The organism is Sphingobium sp. TomMM7A, from assembly GCF_055397305.1.
Map to the genome: position 1 here is coordinate 1,717,672 of NZ_AP027311.1, position 20,241 is coordinate 1,737,912.

The 20,241-nt window shown below is 63.2% G+C and carries 14 protein-coding genes and 1 tRNA gene; 8 read left to right on the forward strand and 7 right to left on the reverse strand.

The window, feature by feature from the left end; all coding sequences use genetic code 11:
- Window positions 1-118: 118 nt before the first annotated feature.
- The 5 genes from ACZ5ZH_RS08565 to ACZ5ZH_RS08585 all read right to left on the reverse strand — a co-directional run bounded on the left by ACZ5ZH_RS08565 (window position 119) and on the right by ACZ5ZH_RS08585 (window position 3,890).
- Window positions 119-730 (reverse strand): hypothetical protein, encoded by a 612-nt coding sequence (locus ACZ5ZH_RS08565; RefSeq protein WP_464771224.1) that lies wholly within the window; start codon window positions 728-730, stop codon window positions 119-121.
- 184 nt (window positions 731-914) lie between these two features.
- Window positions 915-1,637 (reverse strand): MobA/MobL family protein, encoded by a 723-nt coding sequence (locus ACZ5ZH_RS08570; protein ID WP_464771225.1) that lies wholly within the window; start codon window positions 1,635-1,637, stop codon window positions 915-917.
- 86 nt (window positions 1,638-1,723) lie between these two features.
- On the reverse strand, window positions 1,724-2,260 hold the full coding sequence (locus ACZ5ZH_RS08575; RefSeq protein ID WP_464771226.1) for a hypothetical protein: 537 nt from the start codon (window positions 2,258-2,260) through the stop codon (window positions 1,724-1,726).
- Between the two features lie 91 nt (window positions 2,261-2,351).
- A complete protein-coding gene (locus tag ACZ5ZH_RS08580) occupies window positions 2,352-2,981 on the reverse strand; it encodes a hypothetical protein (RefSeq protein WP_464771227.1) in 630 nt (209 codons plus the stop codon).
- Between the two features lie 99 nt (window positions 2,982-3,080).
- Window positions 3,081-3,890, reverse strand: coding sequence for a 3'-5' exonuclease family protein (locus ACZ5ZH_RS08585; protein WP_464771228.1), 810 nt, complete (start codon window positions 3,888-3,890; stop codon window positions 3,081-3,083).
- 263 nt (window positions 3,891-4,153) lie between these two features.
- Here ACZ5ZH_RS08585 and ACZ5ZH_RS08590 point away from each other — a divergent pair, with 263 nt between their 5' ends.
- A complete protein-coding gene (locus tag ACZ5ZH_RS08590; RefSeq protein ID WP_464775168.1) occupies window positions 4,154-4,444 on the forward strand; it encodes a hypothetical protein in 291 nt (96 codons plus the stop codon).
- Here the strand turns inward: ACZ5ZH_RS08590 and ACZ5ZH_RS08595 are convergent.
- Window positions 4,419-6,815: a hypothetical protein gene (locus tag ACZ5ZH_RS08595; protein ID WP_464771230.1), complete on the reverse strand. Its 2,397-nt coding sequence runs from the start codon at window positions 6,813-6,815 to the stop codon at window positions 4,419-4,421. The genes ACZ5ZH_RS08590 and ACZ5ZH_RS08595 overlap by 26 nt on opposite strands.
- A 152-nt stretch (window positions 6,816-6,967) precedes the next feature.
- Between ACZ5ZH_RS08595 and ACZ5ZH_RS08600 the strand changes: the two genes are divergently transcribed.
- The 5 genes from ACZ5ZH_RS08600 to ACZ5ZH_RS08620 all read left to right on the forward strand — a co-directional run bounded on the left by ACZ5ZH_RS08600 (window position 6,968) and on the right by ACZ5ZH_RS08620 (window position 13,557).
- A complete protein-coding gene (locus ACZ5ZH_RS08600; RefSeq protein WP_464771231.1) occupies window positions 6,968-7,600 on the forward strand; it encodes a hypothetical protein in 633 nt (210 codons plus the stop codon).
- Window positions 7,597-8,421, forward strand: coding sequence for a hypothetical protein (locus ACZ5ZH_RS08605; protein ID WP_464771232.1), 825 nt, complete (start codon window positions 7,597-7,599; stop codon window positions 8,419-8,421). Before ACZ5ZH_RS08600 ends, ACZ5ZH_RS08605 begins: the two co-directional genes overlap by 4 nt.
- The gene (locus tag ACZ5ZH_RS08610) at window positions 8,418-10,460 is read left to right on the forward strand and encodes a hypothetical protein (RefSeq protein ID WP_464771233.1); all 2,043 of its coding nucleotides are present in this window, start codon (window positions 8,418-8,420) and stop codon (window positions 10,458-10,460) included. The genes ACZ5ZH_RS08605 and ACZ5ZH_RS08610 overlap by 4 nt, the downstream gene beginning before the upstream one ends.
- A gap of 109 nt (window positions 10,461-10,569) precedes the next feature.
- Window positions 10,570-11,700 (forward strand): hypothetical protein, encoded by a 1,131-nt coding sequence (locus ACZ5ZH_RS08615; RefSeq protein ID WP_464771234.1) that lies wholly within the window; start codon window positions 10,570-10,572, stop codon window positions 11,698-11,700.
- A 225-nt stretch (window positions 11,701-11,925) separates the two neighbouring features.
- Window positions 11,926-13,557 carry a recombinase family protein gene (locus tag ACZ5ZH_RS08620; protein ID WP_464771235.1) on the forward strand — a complete coding sequence of 544 codons (1,632 nt, stop codon included), beginning with the start codon at window positions 11,926-11,928 and terminating at the stop codon, window positions 13,555-13,557.
- On the opposite strand, the gene ACZ5ZH_RS08625 is transcribed toward ACZ5ZH_RS08620, so the two are convergent.
- Window positions 13,528-13,603, reverse strand: a tRNA-Thr gene (locus ACZ5ZH_RS08625). The genes ACZ5ZH_RS08620 and ACZ5ZH_RS08625 overlap by 30 nt on opposite strands.
- A gap of 187 nt (window positions 13,604-13,790) precedes the next feature.
- Here ACZ5ZH_RS08625 and ACZ5ZH_RS08630 point away from each other — a divergent pair.
- On the forward strand, window positions 13,791-15,065 hold the full coding sequence (locus tag ACZ5ZH_RS08630) for a PAS domain-containing protein (protein ID WP_464771236.1): 1,275 nt from the start codon (window positions 13,791-13,793) through the stop codon (window positions 15,063-15,065).
- Between the two features lie 175 nt (window positions 15,066-15,240).
- Window positions 15,241-19,911 (forward strand): NAD-glutamate dehydrogenase, encoded by a 4,671-nt coding sequence (locus tag ACZ5ZH_RS08635; RefSeq protein ID WP_464771237.1) that lies wholly within the window; start codon window positions 15,241-15,243, stop codon window positions 19,909-19,911.
- Window positions 19,912-20,241: the final 330 nt, after the last annotated feature.

The window sequence follows — 20,241 nt, forward strand, 5'->3', positions numbered from 1 at the left end:
GGCCATCGGCCGCGTGACATTTACGATTCCGACCTGCGGCTTGGGTTAGTATTATCCCCGGCCAGCCGGTTGAGGGTATCAAGGTCATGAAGCAGGATTTCTGGTGGGCGCGCCCGATTCAGCTTTTATCTGCAATGGCGCCGCCTCCCAGCATCTTCTCCACGCTCGGCCACAGTTTCTGGATCTTGCGCTTGAGCGCCCGACGTAATGAAGCCAAATCGCGCCGCGATAGGCCAAGATGGTCGGCCAGCTTCTGGCCACGCAGATCGGCATCGATGGCTTCGATCAACGCTTCGAAGCCGGGTTCGACGGACAGGCGTTCAAGCACGTCCGCGCAAAGCATTCGTACCCGTTCGATCTCCTGGATTTCATCGGCGGAGGCGACGGTATAGCGATTGCCGGCCAGCGCGATCTCCTCCAGCGGCATATAGTCGATCTGGACCTTGCGCCGTTCCCGCGCACGCGCTGCCGTCGACCATTTGCTGCGCATGATGCCGATGATCGTCTTCTCGATCGTGACGTCGGACGGGCACGTACGGGGGCCGAGCGCCGCGCCCAGCGCATCGTGCAGTAGGTCATGCGGCTCGCCATGGACATAAGCCGGAAAGCTGCGAGCAAGCCGACTGAGTTCGGCGTAGGAGAAATTGGCCGACTCCAGAAGCTGGCGTATCTCCTGCCTGGAAAGCGGGCGGCTGCTCTCCGCCGGGGGCGGCACAGTGTCGGCAGACATTCCGGTCCTACCTGCTCATGCGCCGAAAATATTTTTTGCAGACAGCTGTCCGCATTTTTTTATATCGGCGCATGACCATGTAAGACCCCCTGCATCTGTCCGGACGAAGGGTTTCCAACCATCCATTCAGATGGCAGCCCCCCGACATGGCGCTAAGCTATGCCGAGGGGACTTTAAGTTCTGGTTATCGCGTCAGCGACGGCCAGCACCCTTTTACAAAGAAGCCCGCGCGCGTGAGATCACGCATGGACGAACAAGGGCGACGCCAGGCAAACTCCATGCGCTTCTGCTGGACCCAGCTGCCGATCCAGTTGGGGTGACGTCGGCCGTGGCGCTTTTCATGGCGCCAGTAGCGGGCGGTCACGATGGCGTGCATGTGAGGCTTGATGATCCATTCCCCATCGTCGCCTTCGACGGAATGGATCGCCCAAGCCACTGCGGCGCCCTGCTGCACCAGCTGGCTGCGCAGAAAGCCTTCGCACAGCCAGCGCCAGTTCTGTGGCCGGACGTCGAGCGGGATTTCCATCATGACGTGCCACGCTGCGACAGCGGTAGCATCGCCCGTCGCGACCGCAACGGCATCCGCCTCTGCCCAGATTGTGTACGGATCCGCAGCAGCCCAGAGCGGCGCGCTGGCCGGCAACAACAGGCCCGACCCTTTCAGCTCGAACCGCCGTTCGGCGAAACGGGCAGGCATGGGGCCGAAGCGGTCGCTGGGCTCACTATCGCGCCAGATATACGCGACATTGGCGACAGCCGACTTATAGGCTGGGACACGCCCGAAATATTGCCACTCCTCGCTGATCGGCCGGACCTTGAAATCCGGCCATTCGATCCGGGATATGCTGCGGGGACGGGCCACCAGTTCGCGGCGGGCTTGGCGAAGTTGATCCTGGGTGATAAACATATGGGTCTCCTGGAAACGCCAACGCCGCCCACAGGGGGCGGCGTTGGAGGGCGTCATGATGACGCGGACGGGATTGCGGTGATGGTTCAGCTGACGACCTTGATCGCCTCTGTCGGCAGGGCATCAGCGAGCGGCTTCCCTTGGGGCACGAACTTGTTGCCGGTCAGCGCCACGCCATCCTTCTCCGCTGCCACCGTGCGCCAGCGAGCCCAGGCGGTCTGCTCACCACGCGGCAGGAGATGCCGTGCCGGCAGCTTGCCGCTCACCAGCTGGTTGCGCTCATCGATGCGCCAGCGCCTGTCCCCCTGCAGCAATTCGACCGGCGCCCGCTCGCTTGCCGCATAAAGCCGGCAACCTGGCATCCATTCGACACAGAGCGGCTGATGCACGACCAGCGATACCAGACACGGCTCCGGGTCATCGAGTTCGGCAAAGGTCAAATGCAGCATATCTTTCTGCATCTCCGTGGCGAGCTTGGTCAGATGCAGTATATCGTCGAAGTCGCGCGGGCCGCTGGTGCAGAAGGACATGGTGTGGCGTGTCGGCTCATAGGGCGGATAACCCATCAGGGTCCGCAGTGCCAAAGCCCATGCCTGACCGCGTGCGAGATAGGGATGTGTCATTCAGATACTCCATGTGTTCAGGTGACGGCCTGTCGGCCGGGGAATTCCATTTTTCCGTTCTTTCACGGTTCCCGATTTCACTGTTTCCTGCTCAGTCCATGTTCTGCCTGTCATCCACCGGACGAATGCTGCTGCGGTGCATCCAGTCGCGTGTCGCCTGTTCGGCTTCCATGCCCAGCGCCTTCGCCTGCCGGACGAACGCCAGCCAGGCGCCGAGCGCCTCGGTCGCCAGGTCTGCGCGCACGGCATCGAGACGACCAATGCCCCAAGCTGCGAGCAGTGCGTCCGGGGCCATGCTGGGCGCTGTGGCTGCGTTTTCGGCCATCCTGGCGGTAGCGACTCCGCCGTCGATCGACAGGTCGACGACATTGTTGCGAAGCGCCCGCGCAAGCCGCAGCGTGAAATGATGGGCGATGGCCGGATCCGCATGAGCGGCGGCATCGATCAGGGCCGGGACCACATGCTGATCGATGTGCCAGCCGATCATCGTGTCGGCCATGGGCAGGCGGTCGGCCATCCAGATCAGAAGGTTCTGCTCCTTCTCTCCGGCCGAAACGGTGGCCGCCTCGCTGCTGAACCGCCAGCGAGAGCCATCGCGCGTGGCGATCAGCAGCCCGGCCCCGACCAGATGCGTTCCGGGCGGCGAATCGGCGTCGGCGGCAGGCGGTATGGCGATGCTCGCCAAGGCGAGGGATACGAAGGTAACGGGTTCGTTGATCATGAATATGTCCTGATATGCAGGCGCACGCCATCGCCTCGGAAAGCAGCCGGAGCGATGAGCGCGCGCGAATGGGTTTTGGATGGAAGTGGTGAAGCCGAACTAGTGGGCGGCGAACGCGGCTTCGTCCTGCTCGCGCCTCAGGCGAAGCTCGGCATCGGCAAAGGCGGCCTCTGCCCGCAGCGCTGGCGCGCGCGATCGCGCCCACAGCGCCGGGCGACACGTCGCGAACGGCAGCAGGTGATGCAGCCTTGGCTCGCTCTCGATCCAGAGGCTGAGGTCAGCCAGGGGCAAGGCCAGCAGTCTCTCATCACCTCCGCGCCATGCGGCGGCATGCAGATGGAGGACATAGGTCGCGATGACGTCCTCCTGCACATAGGCTTTGACCGCCGCGACATCGCCGGCCCGCCAAAGCTCGCCGACATCGGCCCCGGACACGCTGGTCTTCACCGGGATATCCAGCGCCCCGCACAGTTCCGCCAGCGACGTGCCCCGACCACCACCGAACGCATCCATCAGGTCGAGATGGGCGACATCGAAGCGCCCGGCATCCGCCTGACGGGCGATGTTGCGCAGGTTGAAGAGACCATGGCGCTCGGCCTGCAGGCGAAGGACGATATTGTCGAAGTTCCGGCCATTCAACGACACGCCGAGGCAGTCTTGCGGGAGCAGGCTGTCGACCTTGCGATAGAACTCCGCCTCCCTCCCTTCCCGGCACAGCAACGTATCAAACCGGAAGCTGTAGCGGTCCTGCGACCATCTGGCCGTCAGAAATGCCCCGGCCACCGGGCGATGCCTGGGCCATGGCGGGAAGCTGCCATCCTCCATCTCCTGGTCGACGATGGTTTCCAGATCATAGCAGACGATATGTTCATACGGATATTGAAGCGGTGGGCGTTGCCATTGGCGCATAAAGTTTTCTCCATGAAGAACGCGCCGCCGGACGGCGGTCGCGGACCGGAGCCGCTGGGCGGCGTCATGCCATTTTCCCCAACGATCTTCCGATCACTGACAGTCCGTCATGGACCGCAATCTGGCGCCAAGCCTGGCGAAGGCGCCTTTTCCACAGCGGCCGCATGGCAATACGGTCTGCGGGCAGGGCCGACCCTAATCTCATGAATTCAGCGCTGACGCTGTTTCGCCGCGTGCCGGTGCACGCTCATCACAAGGAGAAGATGATGACTTTCGACCCAAGCGATTTGACTGCCGCCGATATCGAGGAACTGTGGAGGCCCGATCCCGATGCGCGAGGACCGGTGACGATCACAGTGGGCATCGCACTTGATGATTTGCCCCTGTGCGGCTTCTGTCCTTTCGCCCGTTGGTATGTGCGCGACGATGTGCCGCACGCTTTCTGCAAGGAGTTCCGTGACCTTGTATATCCCAGCAAAGGGTCAGGCGTTACGATGTGCGACGCCTATGCAATCGCCAGCGGCCGGGTTAAAGATCTGGCCCCTGAAGCGTGATCGGCAGCTGCTTTTTACGGCCGGTATCGATCTGCGATCCGGCCGGGCGGCCTTCGTTCTCTCGCCTGCGCCGGGGCCAGTGCTCGTCATCATCGAGTGCCGCGATCCGATCCGCATGTGTCGCCGCTCTGAGCCAACCTGCCAGCGATTGTCGGCGAGGCGCATCCGCCTCATGCCCGCCCTGCGGCGGTGCCGCACCCTGGGCTACCACGGCCTCTCGTCCAACCTCGGCCAGTTGCGCCACCTCTAAGGCCCGCTCCCTGGCAATATTGTCCAGTTGGGCCTGAACCTCCTCTGTCACGACATCATCCTGAACAAGGCCATGGCGCGCCAGCAGTTTGGCTTCGACCCGGCGCTTGCCGTCACGTCTGTCGATGGCACGCCGCTCAGCGATGATCTGCGCCAGAAGGCTCTCAAGCGCCTGCCGCCGACGCTCTTCATCGGCAGCCCTGGCAACCGCCATCTGCCGGGCCTTGTCGACCGCAGCCCGATCCTCGTCGCGCCTGCCGTGATCCTCCAGCGCGTCGTTGATACGCGCAATGGAGAGGCCGAGCGTAGCGGTGTCGGCAACGGACGATGGGCGCTGGATAGGAACAGCGGGCGGCATATGCGCCCCTCTGATCGCGACCGGCAATTCCGACAGACGCTGCGGCATATGCGGCACTCTCTGCACAGCGGGCAGGCCCGATGAGAAAATGTACGGAACAGGCGCAGGAACATGTGCACGGGGCGGCGAAACCATCCGCAGATCCGGCGCGCTGTCGATTGCGGGCAAAGGAGAGATCGGCATCTGGACACTGATCGCTGGCACCAGCGGCCGCACGACCGGATTGGCTATTGCGGGCAACGGTGACGCAGCGTCAGCCTGTCGCATGGGCAATCGCAAATTTGCGATTTCGAGCGGCGGCATGCCTGGCAGGATGACTGAGCGCACCGGCATGATCGGCAAATCGTCACGCTCGACATTCGTTGGCGCCGCCTTCACCGGTTCCACCACGGCGTCGACAAGACCAGCGAAGCGGGACACCTCGCTCCGTACAGGGAGTTCAAGAGCCGGAGCGACGAACGGCACGGATGCAGGCGGCACCGGCGCAACGACCGGTATGTCGATATTGATGAGAGACGCCATGATCCGCTGCGGGACCTGAGGGAGCATCGCTGCTATCCTCGACCAGCGCTGCCTGATGCCGCGAGCAACCTCCTGCTCCCTCGCCAGCGCCTCGTCGACATGGCGCAAATCCTCGTCGAGCGCAGCTGCTTCGGAGCGCATCACCCGCTCGAAATTTTCCTCGTTCTTCGCGATGTGATGGCCGTTTCGCACCATGTTGGTTCGCGCACCGCCAAGATGCTCCTGCGGTTCGTGCACCAGTCCCCGCGCGGCATTGCTCTTGGCGGTATAGGGCTGGTTGATACCGCTCTCGAACGAGGTGATCGTCATCACCGACGCGTACATCTCGCGCATGAGCCGCATCGCCTGGGGATTGTCCAGATCTGTGCGCAGCATCTCGCCTACCTCCCACTGATGATCGCCAACTCGTGCCAGCGGGCGGAAGCTGAAAAGGATGTGGAGATGCCAGTTGCGCTCGTCCCCGTCCTCAGGCGGCGCATGAAGGGTCACGACATAAGGCAGGCCGAAGCGCCCCAGTGCTTCCTCCGCCCAGACTACGCCGGTCCGCATCATATCGTCCGGCGTCTGGCGATAATCGACCGCCATGATGGCATGCATCAGCAGCTTGGCGTTCTTCTGCGCCGCCCAGTTGACCTGCTCCAGATGGTCGAAGGCGCAGTGTGCCTCGTCCACGTCGCGCCCGACGTTTGAAACGAAATACGGCTGACCTGCGGCATCCAGCTCCGCGCCATTGAATACATATTTGACGACGCGGGATGACACGCCGGCCTCTGCGGTCTTGCGCGAATAATAGCGGATACGCACGAACACGCCACGTTCGCCCTTACGGTCCAGGACAAGGCCACTATATTTCGGCAGAGCGCGCGATGCATGGGGCCATCCACGTTGGCGCTCCTTGGGCGGTCGATGCCGGATCTTCTCCGGCCGGACCTTCGTTCCAATCAGCCGTCGCCCCATGCGGCGCGCCTGCTCGGCCTCCCGGAACTCGATCGTCAGGCCCCTCTCCGCGAGGACATAATCGCGATGCTGATCGCGCCCCAGCTTTTCCTCCGCTCGGATTTGCAACCGGCGGGACGCAGAATCCAGTTTTTTAGCAACGAAGGGATTTGCGGTGTCCGCCGTAAGGATCGACAAGCGTCCGAAATTGTCGCTGATCAGCGCAGGCACATAGATGTGCGGCTTCTTCTTGGCTGGTTGGGGGGCGGCCTGAACCGCCGTGCGGGAGGGGGATGTCTTCGCCATCGGTGAAACATTTCTTGCGCCAAATCTTCAGCCCCCCAATCTTACTCTTCCGCAAAGACGTATGATTCCCTGACTTACTCTTAGTCAGGGAATGTTTAGTCTCGCGCATCGGCGATCCTGGCGCCTGTCAAACACGACAGGAGCAAGAGTCCATGAAATCGCAAATTTACGACAAGACCGATGGCCAGCCGGACATTGACCGCACGTTGAGCGATGCCGACGACCGCATCGCCGCGCTGGGCAAGCAGCGCGCCGCTATCGCCGAGCGCCGACGGCAGCTTGTCGAACCGGCCTATAAGACAGTGGTCGCCAATCCCACCGATATGCATCACAAGATCGCATTGGGCGCCGTCCTGTTGAATGCAGGCTTGCGCGCCTATGACGCCGATGCGTTGGCGGGACTGCTTGCGAGCAACGGCCACCACATGCTGTCTCTTGGCAAAGAACTGGTCGATGACGATCCCGGCACCAGCTTCGGCACCATCCTGACGCGTCTCCTTGATGCGCATGAGCGCGAGTTGGCCGCGCGCGGCCTGTTCGCGACATGGCGCCGCCGCCTTGATGCCTATGGCGAGGACCGAGCGGAATGGCTCGCGCGCGACGAGGAATTCCGCCTTGAGGGCGCCTGGCGAGAAGAACCGATGACGTCCGGCCAGCGCTGGCTGGTGCGCGCCACCTGCCGCGTTCGGCATCTCGACCTGCCGGGCGATTTGCTGCGGGGGGAAGCTGCGGACTGGCTCGATACGCATGGCGCCAACCTCAATTACCTTGAGTTCGTGGCATGAGCCGGTTCAAGTGGGTCGACCGCTCTGGCACCTGCCACCTGCTCGATGACTATCAGCCCATGACTGAAGAGATCCGTGCTATCGAGAGCGAGGTGGACGAGCAGTTATCCGGGCTGGAGAACCCAGAGCGCTCGGTGCGGGATTGCGCTCGCCAGATCATCGAGAACTGCCATCGCCGCCTCGTCCAGCTTGAGGCGGACATCTTGCGCTGGAACGAGCACGCAGAAGCCGAGACACGGTCCGCGGCGTCGGAGCTGCTTGGGCAGATTGACCAACTGGGCGCTGAACTCCAGGACGTCCGCTTGCTCGTGGGGCTGCATGACGAGCATGCGGGCCTCCTGCACGACAGCCGCCATACGCCCGAGCAGCGCGAGGTAGCGCTCACAGGTCCGGCCACGCCGCGCCAGATGCTGGCCCTCGCCCTCACGGGCGCGGGCCCTAAGCCGGACATAGCGACCCGCGCCGAGGCTTGGGAATGGCTGAACAGTCAGCCGAGATTTCGGCGCAGTCTGATCAACGATGGCGGCTGGTTCACTTGGATCGATCCCGACGGCCATGCCCATCGCCTTGTCGATCCGCTGGCGATTGAACGCACGGCGATTACCTGCCTCCGGCAATTGGATGCCATGAAGGGCGACCTAGAGGTAAAGGATGCCCCCGAGGCCCTCTTCATCACAGTCGAGCGCGGGGTCGCTTTGATGAACAAGGTTAACGTCCTAAAACACGATCTGGAAAGGTTCGAGCGCGAGGCGGACGCCCGCGATCTGGCTCAGTGTAAGGCCTATGCCGCTGACTGGCGGTCAAGGAGGAAGACGGAATGACGGCACAAACCAGCCCCAATTACGGCGCACGCCTATCTCCTGCCGAGGCGACGGGACTTCTTCATGCGTTTGACGGCCTGTTGGTGGTAGGCGACGCCGTGGTCCGCCCGTTCGAGGCCAGCGGCCGCGCGAGTTATCTCAAAGCGCTGGGCTTGCATGAAGCCGTGACCCCGCAGGAACGGGAACGGCGCTTGCGTGCGCGCAAGACCCGCATGGGCCAGGTTGCATGGCCCGGCATGCGCGATGAGGTCCACGGCCAGCACAGGGTCGCGCTGGATCTGCGCGATTCCCTCTGCGCCGCGCCCAATGCGGTGCCCGCTCCCGACGCGGCGACCGTGTCGCGGCTGTGGCTGATGAAGGGCTTTGCGAGGGATGGCAATGTCATATCCCTTCACGGCGTCCCGGTGCCCGCCAGCAAAGAACAGACCGGCTATTTCATAGCGCTGCGTTACAGGCCGCTGTTTAGTCCATTCGCCGATCCTGCCCGCATCTATCGCGGCGACGAAGCCTATGACGCAGCCAATACGTCCGACGCGCTGCAGGAGCGGATCATCCTCGTCAGCACACGCGTCCACCGCGACAATCTCAATGCGCTGCTGACGGCGAATGTCGATCTGTTCGTGGCCCTCTGGCTCCGGCAAATGGACAGGGCCGACCGGCTGATCGGCCGCATGGCCCATACCGATTTGCCGCCCTCCTATCGACGCAGCCGGATCGGAAACAGGGCAACATGCCTGCGCATCACCTGCGCGGTGATGAACGAGTATGAGCGCGGCTTCGACCTCCTGTTCGCTTTGCGCGACGCACTCGGCGTCTCCCGGCAGTCTGTTCGCGCTACCCTGAAGGCCAGGTCGTCCATGACCCAGCTTCGTGGCGTGGCGTCGGCCGCGAGCGCATATATGGCCGGATCAGTCGGTCACATCCGCGTCGTCCATCCGACGATGAACGAGAGGCAGCCTGCGGCCAAGGCGGACCCCGTCTATGCGCAGGTAAAGAATGGTTTCGACCATAGCGCGCTCCATGTCGGCCGCTATCGCCGTGTACGTTCCATGACCCCCGATCGGCCCGCTCGCCTCTACTGCGGTGTCGAGCCCGCGATGCTCCTCACGGTCATGCTGATCCAGATGGTGAAGACCATGGTCGCTCATGAAGGCCGCTTCTGGACGCGCGGGGTCCTGAAGAACATCGATCGGGAATATCGCGATCCTGACAGCCGGTCCCGCGATGTGATGAGCCTGGCGACGATCATGACGGGAGCCATCTGTGTGCCCAGCGCGCGCGCCATCATGCGCCATCGCGCCGGCGATGGATCGCTGAGCGATACCGAGTGGACGCGCGTCATGGTGCGGCAGTTGCTCCCCGGACAAGAAACGGATCATGACGACGACAGCGACCCCGACGATATCAGCTGGCGCCTGGAAACGGGCGCCAGTGCGATGAAGGCGGTGGAAGAGACCGACGAGGATTTTGGCGATCGCTTCAAGAACGTCTATGGCGAGGCGCGCAAGCGCGCGCGGAATTGCACGCCCGGTCCGGGCAGGCTAGGCTGGACCCAAGGTTTCTATTTCGATGCCTGGTGGCAGCCCGATGCGGAGATCAGTTTCCTGCGCCAATGCTGCCGCTTCATCAGCTATGATCCCGAGCTCGCCCGAAAGGCGCAGCGGTGGAGCCGCGCCATGAGACACATACACCACAGGAGCGGAAGGCCAATGACGCCAGCGGACTGCTATACCGGCCTTCCGACACAGCATCCCGTCGAGCGCGTGCAGGATCTCTTCCGAACCAATTTCGATTTGCTGCAGGTTCCCGAACTTGTCCGTGACGTCGCCTCCATCCCGTCGTCGCTATATCGCGAGGCCCTCATCCGTGAGATTGCCGGGCTGCTGCCTGCGCTTAGCCCGATCACGGACGATCCCTATCGCTATGAAATGCTCTGGCGGGAGCAGGATCTCAAAGAACTGGATAAGAAGAAGCCGCATGAGCATCGAAAGGTGTTGCAGGCACAGGCCCTCGCCGCGGAGGGTGCCTGGAACTGCTGATGTCCCGGCATGACGCTGATTAGTCAGGGAGTCATTTCCGGCGAATCAGTGACAATTGGTTTCCCACGAGCCTGATGCAATGATGCTTCGGCTCGCGGGAACCAAGCAAATGGCCGCGAATACCAGTGATGAAATCTCCCTGTTCGACCAAGGCAATGACGATACTATCGCGCATCAGGACGATGCGCTCCCTGCTGCGTTAGGCGGCGATGAGGATGGAGACGCCCTGTCCCCGGAGGACGAGGCCTTTGCCCTCGACCTCGCTCGTCACTCAGCCGAGGAGGCCGATGACGGGGACGACACCGACGAAAGCTACAACGCCGACGACCGTGATAATTATACGGAGGAATTTAAGTGCGCCCATGTGGTGCCCGGAGAGATCACCCTGGCGATCGGGGACATCAAGGAGTGGGAACATCATCTGCGCCGCCATTCCCCGACCCGCGCGGAACATGCCTCCGCGCTAGCGCTGACGGCGGCCGATCCAAAGCTCTTTCGGCCCATCGAGGTCCTGGAGAAGGAAGGACACTACTATCTTAAGAACGGGCGTTTCATCCTTGAGGCAATCAAGGCCGCGCACCCGGGCGACCTTACGATCACGGTTCGGGCCGTGCTGTTCCCTGGCACGGAAGAGGAAGCCGTCGCCGCCATGTGCGACGATGTGCTGGGTTCGGCTGTCGCCACCAGGATGGAGATGGCACACGGCCTGCTCAGCCTCCAGCGTGCCTGCGGGATCAGCCAGATTGCGCTGGCGGAACGCTACGCCGGCCTCAACGAGGACAAGGTTAGCCGTATGCTGATCGCGGCGCGTCTTCAGGAGGATTGCCCGCTTGTCTTCGACATCCTCGAAGCGCCGCACAAAGCGCCGATCAGCTATGGTGTCACGTTCAGGAGCGCATTCAAGAAGATGGCGGCCCGCGAAGTCCAAGCGGCTCTCGACATCGCGCGGGAGGCTATCGAAGCCGGCATCCGCCTCAAGCCGAATGAAGCCCTCAATTTTATCGGCCTTCTGCCGACGGGCGGAACGCCCGCGGGCAGCCCGGCAGCCAAGCCGATCGTCCCAGTCGAGAGCGACGAGATCCTCGGCCATGACGACCAGCCGGTCGGCGCCCGCGAGCGTCTTGCGGACAATTTCGAGCGCCTCCGCCTGCCCGACGTGACCGGAATGAACCTGATGGAGCGAGAGGCGGCGGCCGAAGCCTTCATCGCTGAGATCCGCCACCACTTCGGCCTGGTCTGAAGAAGGAGCGCAGGCGGAAGGCGCGGGCGTGTCCCGACATCCTGAGGATGGTGGCTCCGGAGCGGGTCGCAAGGTCGGCGGGCGTGGAAAAGCCATGCGTGGCGGAATGCGTCCCATTCCGGTTTACAGCCAGTTCCCTTCTGACTTGCCTATTGCCCGCGAAGAGATTCAAATCGTTCTGACAGCGCTCGGCTCTGACCTTGCTGGCCTATTTTCGGAGGATGGATGATGAAACGTGGCCGCGGATCCAAGGGCAGCACCAAATTGCGGGCGTATGTCTATCTGCGGCTCAGCGTCGACAAAGAGGATGGGAAGGCACAGAGCATCGAGGCACAGCGCCATGCCATCATGGCCTATGCCCTAAAAAACGGCATCGAGATCGTCGAGGAATTTGTCGACAGCGGCATGAGTGGCCAATCCGACAAGCGGCCGGGCTTCAACCGCATGATCGCGCAGGCGACCGACGGCACCAATCCCGTGGGCATCGTGCTGCTCTACCGTCTTTCCCGCATGGCGCGTAATATGCGCATCTTCTTCAATGCACTGGATGGTCTTGCCGACGAGGGTGTCGAAGTCGTCTCTATCACCGAGAATTTTGGCGAGGGACGTGCCAAGCGTCTCGGACAGACCTTCACGGCTTTCGTCGCCGAACAGGGCGCTGTCGAGGCATCCATCTTCACCGCCAAGAGCCGGCGGGAGAATGCGCGCCAGGGTTTCTACAATGGTGGTCCGGTGCCCTATGGCTACGAGACATATGTCGCGAAAAAGGACGGCGACAAAGAGAGGATGAAGCTGCGCGCGGTGTCCGCAGAAGCATCTGTGGTCGACCAAATCTTTGACTGGGCGGACATGGGCCGCGGCGGCCGTTGGATCGTCAAGACGCTTAATGCGCGCGGTACAACGCTGCGCGGGGCCAAGTTCTCTAACGGGAATCTCGCAGGAATCCTGAGCCGCATCACCTATACCGGGGTCTATTACGACAAGACCATGGATGATGACGGCAATGTGCCCGATCCGGAAGACTGGATCGCCGTACCATGCCCAGCCATTATCGATCAGGCCCGGTTCGACCGTGTGAACGCGCTACGTGCGTCTCGCAATCCGCGCCGCAACCCTCCACATATTGTTGCAGGCACTACGATGCTGACCGGGATTGCGAAATGCGGAACGGCAGGATGTGCCTGCGCGATGACGATCCGCACCGGAAAAGGTGGGCGATACAGCTATTATGTCTGCGCCAACCGCGTGAACAAAGGACAGACTTGCGCTACCCCGAGCATGCGACGGGAGGTTCTCGACGACCTCGTGCTTGACACCGTGGAGAAGCAGTTGCTCGAACCTGAGCGGCTGCAATCGCTTCTTGCCGATGTGCTCAACCTTTCCGACCAGAAGCGCCTCCAGCGCGAGCAAGAACTTTCTCACGCCAGAGCCGAGCAGACCCGCCTGAGGACAGGCATCGAACGCCTGCTCATTTTGGTGGAGACCGGACAGATGGGACCGCGCGATCCCATTTTCGCCAAGCGTATGGAAGAGAATCGATCTGCGCTTGCTGCGGCGACCACCCGCATCGATGCCCTGGAGACGCAGCTTGCAAAGGGATCGCGCAAAATCACCCCGGCAACGATCAGCCGCTTTGGAGATCTGCTGTCAGCCAGACTGCGCGACGAAGACCCAACGCTGCGTAAGAATTATCTGCGGATGCTGGTCTCAGAGGTCACCGTTTCCAATGCACAGATCACCATATCTGGCCCGAAGGCCGTGCTGGAGAATGGTGTCTGCAACGGCGTCCCGCGTCTGATGGGCACGGTGCCCATCTTTGACCGGGAATGGTGCCGCTTACGTGACTCGAACACGTGACCCCATCATTACGAATGATGTGCTCTACCAACTGAGCTAAAGCGGCGCTGGGTGGGCCAGATAACAGCGGTTGGTGCGCAGGACAAGCGGGCAATGCATCTTCGTGCACCATCTCTTCCGGGGCAAGGGGCGCGCGCGTTGCGTCAGGCCCGCCGCTTCTTCACGGCATGTTTACCATCCCATGGCAGTGTCGAGTCTCAGGAAAGCTTTTCTTCTGGATTAGGACCGACCGGATGGATACTCTGCGGGGGCAGGAAATCTCCAATGAACAGGATGATTTCGACTATGCCGATCACGAGGCGATGGAGCCGCCGTCCAGCGTAGGCGCCGACGAGCGGCGCATGCAGGTGCGCGCCTATAATTATTGGGCGTCCCTGCTGGGCGACCGCACGCTTCCGTCGATCGAGGATCTGTCGCCCGATCATCTGGAGGATTTCGGCCCCAACAGCGTCCTTCTGGATTTCAGCACCGGACTCGATAACCCGGCGGTCGTGTATCTCGGCACCGCGCTGCGCCGTGAGTGCGACGTCACCGGCGCCATCCAGTTCATCAACGACGTGCCCTCCCGCTCGCTGCTGTCGCGCCTGACGGACCATTATCTCCAGATCATCGCCAATGCCGCGCCGATCGGTTTCGAAGCAGGCTTCCTCAACCAGCGCGGGTCGGAAATCCTCTATCGCGGCATCCTCATGCCCTTCTCTTCCGATGGCGAGACGATCGATTTCGTGTTCGGCGTCATCAGTTGGAAGGAACTGGCGAGCCAGGCCGTCGCTGACGAGCTAGGCCGCGAAGTCGATGCCGCCCTGCGCAGCAGCGCCGCCCCCGGCGCCGTAGCACCGATCTGGGCCGATGGTCCGGCGGCGGGCGAAGATGACGACACGCTCGACCTGTCCGGCATGGAAAGCCCGGCCGAGGACGCGCCGCTCGCCGACTGGCTCGCCCTCGCCCGCGACGGCGCGGAGCAGGCCCGCACCAGCGAAGCCCGCACCCACGGCGCCCTCTACCGCGCCATCGGCCTAGCCTACGACTTCGCCCTGATGAGCGAGGCGTCACCGGAAGATTATGCCGAGATGCTGGCCGACGCCGGCATCAAGCCCCAGGCGCGCAGCCCCCTAACCGCCGTGGTGAAGCTGGTCTTCGGCTCCACCTATGACAAGACGCGCATCACCGAATATGCGACCGCGCTGGAACATGCGAAGAGCGCGGGCCTCGGCCTCGGCGCGCTTGGCGACTATCTCGGCGAATATCCGGGCGGCCTCAAGGCGCTGATCCGCGACGAGCGCGCCCAGCGCCGCTCGCTCCTACCCCCTCGCCCCGACCCCAGCCAGACCGCGCGCGCCGCGATGAAGGCCGCCGCGCCGATCGACCCTGTCGCCATTTCGACCGATGGAGACGGCCTCGCCGTCGTCATCGCCCGGCGGGAAGCGGACGGCACTCTGGCGATAGTCGGCGCCCTTCCCGATGGATCGGACCTTGGTCAGCGGGTGATCGTCGCGGCGGCCGCCTAACCGAACGACAACGCTCATTATATTTCGACGGCCAGTAACTTTATTTCATTTCTCCAATTGAGCCTCACCGGGCGCTAGCGCATAACAAGCCGAGCCGGGGAGTCGCGTGACAACATGCCAGCGTCGTCCCCGTTCAGGGAAAGCGGCATACAGCCGCAGCGGGAAGAGGTTACGCATGACGGCATTGTCCGAGCCGAAGACCGGCCGAGTAAACGTATCGATCCGCAAGGCGCTTGAGGCAGCGCTGGAAAGGGGCGCACTCCCGGGCGAAAGCGAGGATTTCGATCATGAGGCAGCGGTAACCGCAGCCGCCTTCCTCGGCCGCACCGCCGACGTCCGCAAACCGGGCCAGCTTGCCATTTCCATCGAAACGCTCGGCGAAGGCGCGACCGGCCGCTACATGCGGATCGCCATCGTCAATGACGACATGCCCTTCCTGGTGGACTCGATCGCCAATGCGCTGGCATCGCATGACGTCACCATCTACCGCCTGCTCCACCCGGTCCTCTCGATCGACCGCAGCGAAGCGGGCAAGCTGACCGCCATTCTGGACGACGAAGCCCCCGGCGCCCGCCGCGAATCCATGATCTATATCGAGGCGGATCGCGCCGACGCGAAGGGCCGCCGCGCGCTGGAAAAATCGCTGCGCCAGACGCTGACCGATGTCCGCGCCGCGGTTGCCGACTGGCCGAAGATGCGCGACGCTATGAGCCGGGATGCGGACGACATCCCCGACGGTGAAGGGGCCGCACTCCTTCGCTGGTTCCTCGCGCGCCACTTCACGCAAACGGGCCATGAACGCCGCCTTCGCAATGGCAGGGCGGAAGATCAGCTGGGCATCTGCACGCTGGATGACACGCCGCTGCTCGCGCCCGCCTCGCTCGAAGCGGCCTTCACCTGGTTTGAAGAGGGCAAGCGCAACCCGCTCATCATCAAATCGAACAAGCTCTCCCGCGTCCATCGCGCCGTCCTGCTCGACCTCATCATCGTGCCGGTGCGGGAAGGGAAAAAGCTGGTCGCCCTCTCGATTCACGCAGGCATGTGGACCAGCGCGGCGCTGTCGGCCAGCCCCGACAAGGTGCCGCTGCTCCGTTCCGCTCTTTCCGCGCTGATGGACAAGTTCGGTTTCGATCCCGGCGGCCATGCGGGCAAAGTGCTCGTTCACGCGCTCACCGCCCTGCCGCACGACATATTGATCGGCTTCGATCATGAAACGCTGGAACGGCTCGCGCTCACCTTCATGTCGCTGACCGACCGGCCGCGTCCAAAGCTGGCGCTCGGCACCAGCGCCCTCCCCCGCCATCTCTATGCCTTCGCCTGGCTGCCGCGCGACGAACTGACCACCGCCCGCCGCCTTGCCGTGCAGGATATGCTCTCGCAGGCCGCCCATGCGCCCGTGCTCAGCTGGTCGATCGCGCTTGAGGAAAGCGGCCTTGCGCTGCTGCGCATCACGCTCGACCTGCGCGATGGTGGCGTGGTGCCTGACGAAGTTTCGCTCGACCGCCAGTTGAAGCAGATGGTGCGCGGCTGGCTGCCCGCCGTCGAGGAAGCGCTGGCCGAAACCGAAGAGCCCGGCCGCGCCGCCGCGCTTGCCCAACGCTATGCGCCCGGCTTTCCCATGGCTTATCGCAACGGCGCCGGCCCGGCCGAGGCAGCGATCGACATCCGCTTGCTCCACGGTCTTGGCGGCCCCGGCGACAAATCGATCCGCATCTACCGCAACGGCGAGGACACGCCCGAGCAGCTGCGTCTGAAGCTCTACAGCCACGATGTGATCGCCCTGTCGGAAGTCGTTCCGGCGTTCGAGAATTTCGGTTTTCGCGTCATCGATGAAATGACGACGGCGGTCGATGGCGGCGCGCAGGGCCATGTGCAGCGCTTCGTCCTTGAACTCCCCACGGGCGGCAGCGGTGATGCAGTCGTCGCTCGCGCCGACATAGTAACCGAAGCGATTGCGCAGGTGCTGGAAGGCCGCGCCGAAAATGACCGGTTCAACGAACTGATCGTGACGGCAGGGCTTGCGCCCCGCGCCGTCGTGCTGTTCCGCGCGCTCTTCCGCTATCTGCGTCAGACCGGCATGGCCTATGGCATGGCGACCTTCGCCGAAACGCTGCGTCGGGAGCAGGAGATTGCGCGCCAGCTCATTACCCTGTTCGAAGCACTGCACGACCCCGCCGCAAAGGATGGCCCGGCCCGTGCCGAGCAGGCGCAGGCCGCCATCAATGCGGGCCTCGAAAAGGTCAGCGCGATCGACGAGGACCGCGTTCTGCGCCTGCTGCGCGCCGTCATCACGGCTACCCTGCGCACTAATTTCTTCAGCAACGCCGCCGCCGAAGCGCTCGCTTTCAAACTCGACAGCGCGCAGGTGCCCGGCCTGCCCGCACCGCTGCCTTGGCGCGAAATCTGGGTCTACTCCCCACGGGTCGAGGGCATCCACCTGCGCGCGGGGCCGATCGCACGCGGCGGCCTGCGCTGGTCCGACCGGCGCGACGATTTCCGCACGGAAATCCTCGGCCTGATGAAGGCGCAGCGGGTGAAGAACGCCGTCATCGTGCCGACCGGGGCAAAGGGCGGCTTCTATCCCAAGCAGCTTCCCAACCCGCAGGTCGATCGCGACGCATGGATGGCGGAGGGCACCGAAAGCTACCGCATCTTCATCCGCGCGCTGCTGTCGGTCACCGACAATATCGTGAAGGGCAAGGTCCGCCATCCCGCGCAAACCGTCATTCACGACGGCGACGATCCCTATTTCGTGGTCGCGGCGGACAAGGGCACGGCCACCTTCAGCGACGTCGCCAACGCCATCGCGCTGGATCACGACTTCTGGCTGGGCGACGCCTTCGCCAGCGGCGGATCGCATGGCTATGATCACAAGGCGATGGGCATCACCGCGCGCGGCGCGTGGATCAGCGTGCGGCGGCACTTTGCTGAAATGGGCATCGATGTGCAAAGCGAGCCGGTCAGCGTCGTCGGCTGCGGCGACATGTCGGGCGACGTATTCGGCAACGGCATGCTGCTGTCCAAATCCATCCGCCTGCTCGCCGCCTTCGACCACCGCCACATCTTCCTCGATCCGGACCCCGATCCGGCGAAGAGCTGGAAGGAACGCGACCGCCTGTTTCAACTGCCCCGGTCCAGCTGGGACGATTATGACAAGTCGCTGATCTCAAAAGGCGGCGGCGTATTTCCCCGCACCTTGAAGAGCATCCCCCTCAGCGCTCAGGTTCAGGCGATGCTGGGCGTCACCGAAACCGAAATGGAACCGGCGGCTCTCGTCAGCGCCATCCTCAAAAGCCCCGCCGACCTGTTGTGGTTCGGCGGCATCGGCACCTATGTGAAGGCCGCTGCGCAAAGCCATGGCGATGTGGGCGATCCCGCCAATGACCGCCTGCGCGTCAATGCGGAGGATCTGCGCGTAAAGGTCGTGGGCGAAGGCGCCAATCTCGGCGTCACCCAGGCCGCGCGCATCGCCTTTTCGCTGCGCGGGGGCCGCATCAATACCGACTTCATCGACAATTCGGCGGGCGTCGATTGTTCGGACAATGAAGTGAACATCAAGATCGCGCTCAACCAGGAAATGGCGGAAGGCCGTCTGGCCTTCGACGCGCGCAACAAACTGCTCGAAAGCATGACCGATGCCGTGGCCGACATCGTGCTGGAGGATAACCGCCTTCAGGTGCTGGGCCTGTCCATCGCCGAATCCGGTGGAACGGCGGACCTCGCCAGCTATGTCCGGCTGATCGAAACCTTCGAGGAAAGCGGGCGGCTCGACCGGCAGGTGGAGGGTCTTGCCGCCAATGACATGCTGCTTCGGCGTGGACAGGATGGTCTTGGCCTTACCCGGCCCGAACTGGCCGTCCTGCTCTCCACGGCCAAGCTCGCGCTACAGGATGCCATCGAACAGGGGCAACTTGCCCTCGACCCCAGCATGGGTCCGGAACTCGCCGCGGCCTTCCCGCCCGCCATGCAAAAGAAGGAGGCGGACGCCATTGCCGCCCACGCTCTTGCAAAGGAAATCGTCGCGACCAAAGTCGCCAACCGCATCGTCAATCGCCTCGGCCTCATCCACCCCTTCGAACTCGCCGAAGAAGAAGGCTGCTCGCTCGCCGACCTCGCCAGCGCCTTCCTGATTGCTGAGCGTCTCTATGACATCGGCACCCTCTGGGCAGACATCGACGCCGCCGTTATGTCGGAGGCGGCGCGCCTCGCCCTGTTCGCCGACGTCGCCAATGGCGTACGGATACAGATTGCCGACATTTTGCGCAGCCTTCCGACCGGAACCCTGCCCGGCGCCGGTCACGCCCTGCTCGCCAGCGGCGTCGAAAAGCTGGCCCGCGATGTCGATGACCTCCTCACCAGCGAAGCCCTGCGCCGCACCAATGCCGTCATCGACCGCCTCCTCGCACTGGGCGCGCCAGAGGATCTCGTGCGCCGCACCGCCGGTCTGTTCAAACTCGACGGCGCCGTCGGCATCGCCGCGCTTGCGGTGCGGCTAAAGGTCGATGAAGTCGCCCTTACCCGCGCCTTCACCCATCTGGGCGAAACGGTCGGCATCGACTGGGTGCAGTCAACCGCCGCCCGCATGGCCCCCAGCGACCCATGGGAAAGGCTGCTCATCTCCGGCGTCGCCCGCGACATGCAGCAGGTCCGCCTCGACTTCCTGGAACAGGGCGGCAAATCCAACGGCAAGGACATCCTTGCCCATGTCGACGCATGGCTCGCCGACAAGCAGCCCCGCATCACCCAATTCCGCGCCCTCGTCCACCGCGCCAAGGCAGCTGCGGCACCCAACGTAGCGATGCTCGCCGAAATAGCGGGGCAAGCAAGGGGGCTATTGGGGCGCTAATAGCGCCCCCCCTCAACAGCATTTCATCCCAACCTCTACCGTCATCCCAGCGAAAGCTGGGATCTCGTGCCCCGCCACGCGCCCTAGAGCTTCGTGCTTTATATCGGCTCCACCCCTATTAATGCCGTTCGCCCTGCGCCTGTCGAAGGGTTCTACTTCTTTTTAGGAAGATGGGGGCTTCGACATTTGAACGAGGCAAGTGACTCGTTCAAACAGCCCGAACGGGGCTGGGCGATTCAGATTAAAGGCCCGATGCCCTATCCCACCGAACCCCTACACTTTAATACAATTTCCTCCCTCTCCGCGTTTGCAATTGCGAGTCGTTCGCGT

Bases quoted from the DNA above. Each gene is read 5' to 3' on its own strand.
- ACZ5ZH_RS08575 (WP_464771226.1), bottom strand. From the start codon at position 2,260: ATGACACATCCCTATCTCGCACGCGGTCAGGCATGGGCTTTGGCACTG.
- ACZ5ZH_RS08605 (WP_464771232.1), top strand. From the start codon at position 7,597: ATGAGCCGGTTCAAGTGGGTCGACCGCTCTGGCACCTGCCACCTGCTC.
- ACZ5ZH_RS08565 (WP_464771224.1), bottom strand. From the start codon at position 730: ATGTCTGCCGACACTGTGCCGCCCCCGGCGGAGAGCAGCCGCCCGCTT.
- ACZ5ZH_RS08590 (WP_464775168.1), top strand. From the start codon at position 4,154: ATGATGACTTTCGACCCAAGCGATTTGACTGCCGCCGATATCGAGGAA.
- ACZ5ZH_RS08570 (WP_464771225.1), bottom strand. From the start codon at position 1,637: ATGTTTATCACCCAGGATCAACTTCGCCAAGCCCGCCGCGAACTGGTG.
- ACZ5ZH_RS08620 (WP_464771235.1), top strand. From the start codon at position 11,926: ATGATGAAACGTGGCCGCGGATCCAAGGGCAGCACCAAATTGCGGGCG.
- ACZ5ZH_RS08615 (WP_464771234.1), top strand. From the start codon at position 10,570: ATGGCCGCGAATACCAGTGATGAAATCTCCCTGTTCGACCAAGGCAAT.
- ACZ5ZH_RS08630 (WP_464771236.1), top strand. From the start codon at position 13,791: ATGGATACTCTGCGGGGGCAGGAAATCTCCAATGAACAGGATGATTTC.
- ACZ5ZH_RS08580 (WP_464771227.1), bottom strand. From the start codon at position 2,981: ATGATCAACGAACCCGTTACCTTCGTATCCCTCGCCTTGGCGAGCATC.
- ACZ5ZH_RS08610 (WP_464771233.1), top strand. From the start codon at position 8,418: ATGACGGCACAAACCAGCCCCAATTACGGCGCACGCCTATCTCCTGCC.
- ACZ5ZH_RS08635 (WP_464771237.1), top strand. From the start codon at position 15,241: ATGACGGCATTGTCCGAGCCGAAGACCGGCCGAGTAAACGTATCGATC.
- ACZ5ZH_RS08600 (WP_464771231.1), top strand. From the start codon at position 6,968: ATGAAATCGCAAATTTACGACAAGACCGATGGCCAGCCGGACATTGAC.
- ACZ5ZH_RS08595 (WP_464771230.1), bottom strand. From the start codon at position 6,815: ATGGCGAAGACATCCCCCTCCCGCACGGCGGTTCAGGCCGCCCCCCAA.
- ACZ5ZH_RS08585 (WP_464771228.1), bottom strand. From the start codon at position 3,890: ATGCGCCAATGGCAACGCCCACCGCTTCAATATCCGTATGAACATATC.